A 6233-nucleotide genomic window follows, 5' to 3' on the forward strand; every position below is an offset into this window, starting at 1 on the left:
AAACACTTTTTACACCCCCCCCCCCCCCCCCGGGGGGGGGCGCCCCCCCCTGCCGATGTGTCACCCCGGAATCAGGCGCCCTTGGCCTGGTTCAACAGCGTCTCGGCATCGCTCACCTCGAACTTGCCAGGACCTTCGATGTTCAAGGTCTTCACGACACCGTCCTTGACCAGCATGGAGTAGCGGTTGCTGCGCAGGCCCAGGCCCTTGCCGGTCAAGTCCAGCGTGAGGCCGGTGGCCTTGGCAAAAGCGGCGTCACCGTCGCCCAGCATGCGCACCTTGCCATCGGTCTTCTGGTCGCGCGCCCAGGCGCCCATCACAAAGGCGTCGTTCACGCTCACGCACCAGATTTCGTCGACGCCAGCGGCCTTGAAGTCGTTGAATTTCTCCACATAGCCTGGCACGTGTTTGGCCGAACAGGTGGGGGTATAGGCACCGGGCAGGGCGAACAGCGCAATCGTCTTGCCGGCGGTGGCCTTGACGGTGTCGACCGGGTTGGGGCCGATGCTGCAACCGTCGCCTTCGACTTCGATGTATTCCATCAGCGTTGCCGCGGGAAGTTTGTCGCCAATCTGAATCATGAGAGCTCCATTGGGAATATGGCCGGTGGCCGGGATTGAATTCGCCCTGGGTCCAGTCGAAAGCGCTGAGCCCAAAAACAAAAAACGACCGAGATTGTCGGTCGTTTTCTGAGTTGCTGCTCGGGGCAGCCCAATAGGCAAAAAAACCTGTGGGCTTAAACCAGAGCGGCCTTTTGAACCAGGCGCGTGGCGACCCAGTTCTTGGTCTTGGACAGCGGACGGCTCTCGGTGATCTCGATCACGTCGCCCATCTTGTACTCGCCCTTTTCGTCGTGCGCGTGGTACTTGCTCGACTTGGCGACGATCTTGTCGTACAGCTCGTGTTTCACACGGCGCTCGACCAGCACGGTCACGGTCTTGGCGCGCTTGTCGCTGACCACCTTGCCAACCAAGGTGCGCTTGAGGGATGTTTTAGCTTCCGTCATGGTCACTCCTTACTTGGTCGCTTGCTTTTCAGCAAGGATGGTCTTGGCACGTGCGATGGCGCGGCGGGTGCTGCGCAGGGTCGCGGTGTTGCCCAGCTGTTGCGTGGCTTTTTGCATGCGCAGGTTGAAGTGGGCCTTTTGCAGGTCCTTCACCTCGGCTTGCAGGCCGGCAACGTCTTTTTGGCGCAGTTCAGCAGTTTTCATCTGTGTTCTCCTGATCACTGGCCAATCATGCGCGTCACGAACGTGGTGCGCAGGGGCAGCTTGGCGGCTGCCAGTTTGAACGCTTCACGGGCCAGCTCTTCGGGCACACCCACGATTTCGTAAAGCACCTTGCCGGGCTGGATTTCAGCCACGTAGTACTCGACCGAACCCTTGCCGTTGCCCATACGGACTTCGGCAGGCTTGTTGGAAATCGGCTTGTCCGGGAACACGCGGATCCAGATGCGGCCACCGCGCTTGACGTGGCGCGAAATGGCGCGACGGGCGGATTCGATCTGGCGCGCGGTCAGGCGGCCGCGGTCGGTGGATTTGAGACCGAAGTCGCCGAAGGCCACGGAGTTGCCAGTGGTGGCAACGCCGGTGTTACGGCCTTTCTGCTCCTTGCGGTACTTGCGACGTGCAGGTTGCAACATGTTTATTCTCCTTTGCCGTCCGCAGCTGCAGGTGCGGGTGCGTCTTTGCGAACGCGCTTAACGGCGGGTCGGGCCTCGCCACCAGTGGCTTCGGCGGGTTTGTCGCTGCCATCGGCAGGGGCACCGGTGCGACGCGGTGCGCCACGGCCGGGACGGTCAGAGCCAGGACGGGCACCGTCACGGCGCGGGCCACGCGGGCGACGCTCTTCTTCCGGACGCGGGGTGCTGTCCAGCGAAGGGGCGTCGTTGCGGCCCAGGGTGTCGCCCTTGTAGACCCACACCTTGACACCGATGATGCCGTAGGTGGTTTCTGCTTCGGACGTGCCGTAGTCGATGTCGGCGCGCAGGGTGTGAAGCGGCACGCGGCCTTCGCGGTACCACTCGCAACGGGCGATTTCGGCGCCGTTCAGGCGGCCGGACGACATGATCTTGATGCCTTGGGCACCCAGACGCATGGCGTTCTGCATCGCACGCTTCATGGCGCGGCGGAACATGATGCGCTTTTCCAGCTGCTGGGTGATGGAGTCGGCGATCAGCTTGGCATCGATTTCAGGCTTGCGCACTTCTTCGATGTTCACGGCCACCGGCACGCCCAGCTTGGCGCTCAGGTCCTTCTTCAGCTTCTCGATGTCTTCGCCCTTCTTGCCGATCACCACGCCCGGACGTGCCGAGTAGATGGTGATGCGTGCGTTCTTGGCGGGACGCTCGATGACGACGCGCGAAACGGCGGCGTTCTTCAGCTTGCCCTTGAGGTACTCGCGCACCTTGATGTCTTCGGCCAGCATGCCGGCGAAGTCACGGTTGCTCGCGTACCAGCGGCTTGCCCAGTTGCGGGAGACGGCCAGGCGGAAGCCTGTGGGGTTGATTTTTTGTCCCATAGTCCTGTGACCTCTCAGTTGCCAACGGTCACATAGATGTGACACGTGGGTTTGCTGATGCGGTTGCCACGGCCTTTGGCGCGGGCAGAGAAACGCTTGAGCGTGGTGCCTTGCTCGACGTGGATGGTCGTGACCTTCAGTTCGTCGATGTCGGCGCCGTCATTGTGTTCGGCGTTGGCGATGGCGGATTCCAGGGCCTTCTTGACGATGCCGGCAGCTTTTTTCTGCGTGAACGTCAGGATGTCGAGGGCCAGGCCGACCTTCTTGCCGCGAATCAGGTCAGCCACGAGACGGCCCTTGTCCACCGACAGGCGCACGCCGCGAACGACACAGCGGGTTTCAGTAGTCATGGTTGATCCTTACTTCTTGGCTTTCTTGTCGCCAGGGTGGCCCTTGAAGGTGCGCGTCAGCGAGAACTCGCCGAGTTTGTGGCCCACCATCTGGTCCGTGATGTACACCGGCACGTGCTGCTTGCCGTTGTGCACGGCAATGGTCAAGCCGATGAAATCGGGCAGGATCATGGAGCGACGCGACCAGGTTTTGACGGGCTTCTTGTCCTTGGTGGACACAGCCTTTTCCACTTTGGCCATCAGGTGATGGTCGACAAAGGGACCTTTCTTGAGAGAACGGGTCATCTCGTCACTCCTTATTTGCTCTTGCGACGCGACACAATCATGGATTGTGTGCGGCGGTTGTTGCGGGTGCGGTAGCCCTTGGTGAGGTTGCCCCACGGATCCACCGGCGGCATGCCGGTACCCGTGCGGCCTTCACCACCACCGTGCGGGTGGTCGATCGGGTTCATCGCGACACCGCGAACGGTCGGGCGGATGCCCATGTGACGCTTGACACCGGCCTTGCCCAGCTGACGCAGGCTGTGCTCGGTGTTGGACACTTCACCAATGGTGGCGCGGCAGTCCACGTGGACCTTGCGCACTTCGCCAGAGCGCATGCGCACCTGGGCGTAGATGCCTTCGCGGGCCAGCAGCACGGCCGAGGCGCCAGCGGAACGGGCGATTTGCGCGCCCTTGCCGATTTGCAGCTCGATGCAGTGGATGGTCGAACCCACGGGGATGTTGCGGATCGGCAGGGTGTTGCCCACGCGGATCGGCGCTTCGGCACCGCTCACCAGGGTGGCACCGGCTTCAACACCGCGCGGGGCGATGATGTAGCGGCGCTCGCCGTCGGCGTAGCACAGCAGGGCAATGTGTGCCGTGCGGTTCGGGTCGTATTCGACGCGCTCAACCTTGGCCGGAATACCGTCCTTGTTGCGCACGAAGTCGACCACGCGGTAGTGGTGCTTGTTGCCACCGCCACGGTGACGCACGGTGATGTGACCGTTGTTGTTGCGGCCGGCCTTCTGGAACTGAGGTTCCAGCAGGGGCGCGTAACCGTCACCCTTGTGCAGGTGATCACGCGTGACTTTGACGACGCCACGGCGACCGGGCGATGTCGGCTTGAGTTTGACGACGGCCATGATCAGACGCCCTCCCCACCAAAGTTGAGTTCCTGACCAGCGGCCAAGGTCACGTAGGCCTTGCGCACGTGGTCACGGCGACCCACGGTCTTGCCGAAACGCTTGGTCTTGCCCTTCTGGTTCAGAACGGCAACGGCGTCGACCTTGACCTTGAACATCATTTCCACAGCGGCCTTGATCTCGGGCTTGGTCGCATCGCGCAGCACCTTGAACAGGACGGCGTTCGATTTCTCGGCGGCCATGGTCGCTTTTTCGGACACGATCGGTGCCACCAGCACCTGCATCAGGCGCCCTTCATCAAAAGAGGTCGTGCTCATGCGAACATCTCCTTGAGCTTGTCGATGGCGGCCTTGGTCACGATCACTTTCTTGTAGTGAACCAGCGACACCGGATCGGCGTAACGCGGCTCGACAACCAGCACGTTGGGCAGGTTGCGCGAAGCCAGGTACAGGTTCTCATCGACTTCGTCGGCGATGACCAGAACCGATTGCAGGTTCATGGCCTTGAACTTGGCAGCCAGGGGCTTGGTCTTGGGCGAGTCCAGCTTGATGGAATCGACCACGGCCAGACGGCCTTCACGCACCAGCTGCGAGAAGATGGAGGCCATGCCGGCGCGGTACATCTTCTTGTTGAGCTTCTGGGTGAAGTTCTCGTCGGGGCTGTTCGGGAAGGTGCGACCGCCTCCGCGCCACAGGGGCGAGGACGTCATACCGGCGCGAGCGCGGCCAGTGCCCTTTTGCTTGAACGGCTTCTTGGTCGAGTGCTTGACCTGTTCGCGGTCCTTCTGGGCACGGGTGCCCTGGCGCGCGTTGGCCTGGTACTGCACCACCAGCTGGTGGATCAGCGACTCGTTGTAGTCACGACCAAACACGGTCTCGGGCACGTCCACGGTAGAAGCGGCCTGGCCCTGTTCGTTCAGGAGTTCGACTTGCATCAGTTCGCTCCCTTGTTGGTTTTGGCCTTGATGGCCGGGCGGACGGTCACAAAACCGCCGTCGGAGCCGGGCACGGCGCCACGGACCAGCAGCAGCTGGCGGGCTTCGTCGATGCGAACCACGTCCAGGTTTTGCACGGTCACGGTTTCGTCGCCCATGTGGCCGGTCATCTTCTTGCCAGGGAACACGCGACCGGGGTCTTGTGCCATGGAGATGGAGCCAGGCACGTTGTGCGAACGGCTGTTGCCGTGCGACGCGCGCTGCGAGCTGAAGTTGTGGCGCTTGATGGTGCCGGCAAAGCCTTTACCGATCGAGGTGCCCTGCACGTCGACCTTCTGGCCCACGGCGAACACAGCCGCAGCAGGCACCACAGCACCGGCGGGGTACTGGGCAGCCACGTCGGCAGCGACACGGAATTCCTTGAGGATTTCACCGGCTTCGACACCGGCTTTGGCCAGGTGACCAGCGGCAGGCTTGGTCACACGCGAAGCGCGGCGGGCACCAAAGGTGACCTGCAGCGCATCGTAGCCGTCGTTGGCTTGGGTTTTGACTTGTGCCACGCGGTTGTTTGACACGTCCAGCACGGTGACAGGAACTGCGTCCCCATCCTCGTTGAACAGGCGCATCATGCCCACCTTGCGACCCAACAACCCGAGGGAGTTGCTAAGACTCATCGTTTTCTCCGTTCCCGACTTCAATTGGCCGGGGCTGATGTTCAAGACCCGGCCATCTCATGACTGCCGGGGCTGACGGTGCATCAGGCGCCTTGCGGTGCCCGACACGGTTTATGACGCTACCAACGGTTGCTTTGACACAGCCGTTGGCGCACATCCAAATCACATCTCCAAGGGTAAACCCCGGGAAAGCCCGCGAGTATATCCCGCGTGCTGGTTTCTTGCAAGCCTTGCTTTTCAGCCAGGCCCGCAAAGCCACATCACTGCAGCTTGATCTCGACGTCCACGCCGGCCGGCAGGTCCAGCTTCATCAGGGCGTCCACCGTCTTGTCGGTCGGGTCGACGATGTCCATCAGACGCTGGTGGGTGCGGATTTCCAGCTGGTCGCGCGAGGTCTTGTTGACGTGCGGCGAACGCAGGATGTCAAAACGCTTCATGCGCGTCGGCAGGGGCACCGGGCCCTTGACGATGGCGCCGGTGCGCTTGGCGGTGTCGACGATTTCAGCGGCCGAGGTGTCGATCAGCTTGTAATCGAATGCCTTCAGGCGGATGCGGATCTTTTGCTTGGCGGACATGTGTGTGCTCCTTAAGCAATGATCTTGGCCACCACGCCGGCGCCCACGGTGCGGCCA

General features: G+C 62.1%; 12 protein-coding genes. All 12 read right to left on the reverse strand.

Annotated features, from left to right (window positions below; translation table 11 throughout):
* Positions 1-71: 71 nt before the first annotated feature.
* On the reverse strand, positions 72-581 hold the full coding sequence (locus tag AAHB17_RS24055; protein ID WP_342133596.1) for a peroxiredoxin: 510 nt from the start codon (positions 579-581) through the stop codon (positions 72-74).
* A gap of 155 nt (positions 582-736) precedes the next feature.
* Positions 737-1006, reverse strand: coding sequence for a 30S ribosomal protein S17 (gene rpsQ, locus AAHB17_RS24060; protein ID WP_159589035.1), 270 nt, complete (start codon positions 1004-1006; stop codon positions 737-739).
* A gap of 9 nt (positions 1007-1015) precedes the next feature.
* Entirely contained in the window at positions 1016-1210 is a 195-nt protein-coding gene (gene rpmC, locus AAHB17_RS24065; RefSeq protein ID WP_342133597.1) for a 50S ribosomal protein L29, read from the reverse strand.
* A gap of 14 nt (positions 1211-1224) precedes the next feature.
* Complete coding sequence (gene rplP, locus AAHB17_RS24070; RefSeq protein ID WP_342133598.1) at positions 1225-1641, reverse strand: 50S ribosomal protein L16; 417 nt, start codon at positions 1639-1641, stop codon at positions 1225-1227.
* Between the two features lie 2 nt (positions 1642-1643).
* Complete coding sequence (gene rpsC / locus AAHB17_RS24075; RefSeq protein WP_342133599.1) at positions 1644-2519, reverse strand: 30S ribosomal protein S3; 876 nt, start codon at positions 2517-2519, stop codon at positions 1644-1646.
* 14 nt (positions 2520-2533) lie between these two features.
* Positions 2534-2869 carry a 50S ribosomal protein L22 gene (gene rplV, locus AAHB17_RS24080; protein WP_342133600.1) on the reverse strand — a complete coding sequence of 112 codons (336 nt, stop codon included), beginning with the start codon at positions 2867-2869 and terminating at the stop codon, positions 2534-2536.
* Between the two features lie 9 nt (positions 2870-2878).
* Positions 2879-3154 carry a 30S ribosomal protein S19 gene (gene rpsS, locus AAHB17_RS24085; RefSeq protein WP_342133601.1) on the reverse strand — a complete coding sequence of 92 codons (276 nt, stop codon included), beginning with the start codon at positions 3152-3154 and terminating at the stop codon, positions 2879-2881.
* Positions 3155-3165: 11 nt separating this feature from the next.
* Positions 3166-3993 carry a 50S ribosomal protein L2 gene (gene rplB / locus AAHB17_RS24090; RefSeq protein WP_342133602.1) on the reverse strand — a complete coding sequence of 276 codons (828 nt, stop codon included), beginning with the start codon at positions 3991-3993 and terminating at the stop codon, positions 3166-3168.
* Between the two features lie 2 nt (positions 3994-3995).
* Positions 3996-4310 carry a 50S ribosomal protein L23 gene (rplW, locus tag AAHB17_RS24095; RefSeq protein ID WP_342133603.1) on the reverse strand — a complete coding sequence of 105 codons (315 nt, stop codon included), beginning with the start codon at positions 4308-4310 and terminating at the stop codon, positions 3996-3998.
* On the reverse strand, positions 4307-4927 hold the full coding sequence (rplD, locus tag AAHB17_RS24100) for a 50S ribosomal protein L4 (RefSeq protein ID WP_342133604.1): 621 nt from the start codon (positions 4925-4927) through the stop codon (positions 4307-4309). Before rplD ends, rplW begins: the two co-directional genes overlap by 4 nt.
* Positions 4927-5601: a 50S ribosomal protein L3 gene (gene rplC / locus AAHB17_RS24105; RefSeq protein WP_342133605.1), complete on the reverse strand. Its 675-nt coding sequence runs from the start codon at positions 5599-5601 to the stop codon at positions 4927-4929. The genes rplD and rplC overlap by 1 nt, the downstream gene beginning before the upstream one ends.
* Positions 5602-5861: 260 nt before the next feature.
* Positions 5862-6176, reverse strand: a complete 315-nt coding sequence (rpsJ, locus tag AAHB17_RS24110) for a 30S ribosomal protein S10 (protein ID WP_342133606.1) — start codon at positions 6174-6176, stop codon at positions 5862-5864.
* Positions 6177-6233 lie beyond the last annotated feature (57 nt).

This window comes from Hydrogenophaga sp. OTU3427 (assembly GCF_038440225.1).
In the GTDB taxonomy this organism is placed as follows: Bacteria; Pseudomonadota; Gammaproteobacteria; order Burkholderiales; family Burkholderiaceae_C; genus Hydrogenophaga.

Coding starts and splice junctions, on each gene's coding strand:
- rplD (WP_342133604.1), bottom strand. CDS start 4,927: ATGCAAGTCGAACTCCTGAACGAACAGGGCCAGGCCGCTTCTACCGTG.
- rplV (WP_342133600.1), bottom strand. CDS start 2,869: ATGACTACTGAAACCCGCTGTGTCGTTCGCGGCGTGCGCCTGTCGGTG.
- rpsC (WP_342133599.1), bottom strand. CDS start 2,519: ATGGGACAAAAAATCAACCCCACAGGCTTCCGCCTGGCCGTCTCCCGC.
- rplC (WP_342133605.1), bottom strand. CDS start 5,601: ATGAGTCTTAGCAACTCCCTCGGGTTGTTGGGTCGCAAGGTGGGCATG.
- rpsJ (WP_342133606.1), bottom strand. CDS start 6,176: ATGTCCGCCAAGCAAAAGATCCGCATCCGCCTGAAGGCATTCGATTAC.
- rpsQ (WP_159589035.1), bottom strand. CDS start 1,006: ATGACGGAAGCTAAAACATCCCTCAAGCGCACCTTGGTTGGCAAGGTG.
- rpsS (WP_342133601.1), bottom strand. CDS start 3,154: ATGACCCGTTCTCTCAAGAAAGGTCCCTTTGTCGACCATCACCTGATG.
- rplW (WP_342133603.1), bottom strand. CDS start 4,310: ATGAGCACGACCTCTTTTGATGAAGGGCGCCTGATGCAGGTGCTGGTG.
- rplP (WP_342133598.1), bottom strand. CDS start 1,641: ATGTTGCAACCTGCACGTCGCAAGTACCGCAAGGAGCAGAAAGGCCGT.
- rplB (WP_342133602.1), bottom strand. CDS start 3,993: ATGGCCGTCGTCAAACTCAAGCCGACATCGCCCGGTCGCCGTGGCGTC.
- AAHB17_RS24055 (WP_342133596.1), bottom strand. CDS start 581: ATGATTCAGATTGGCGACAAACTTCCCGCGGCAACGCTGATGGAATAC.
- rpmC (WP_342133597.1), bottom strand. CDS start 1,210: ATGAAAACTGCTGAACTGCGCCAAAAAGACGTTGCCGGCCTGCAAGCC.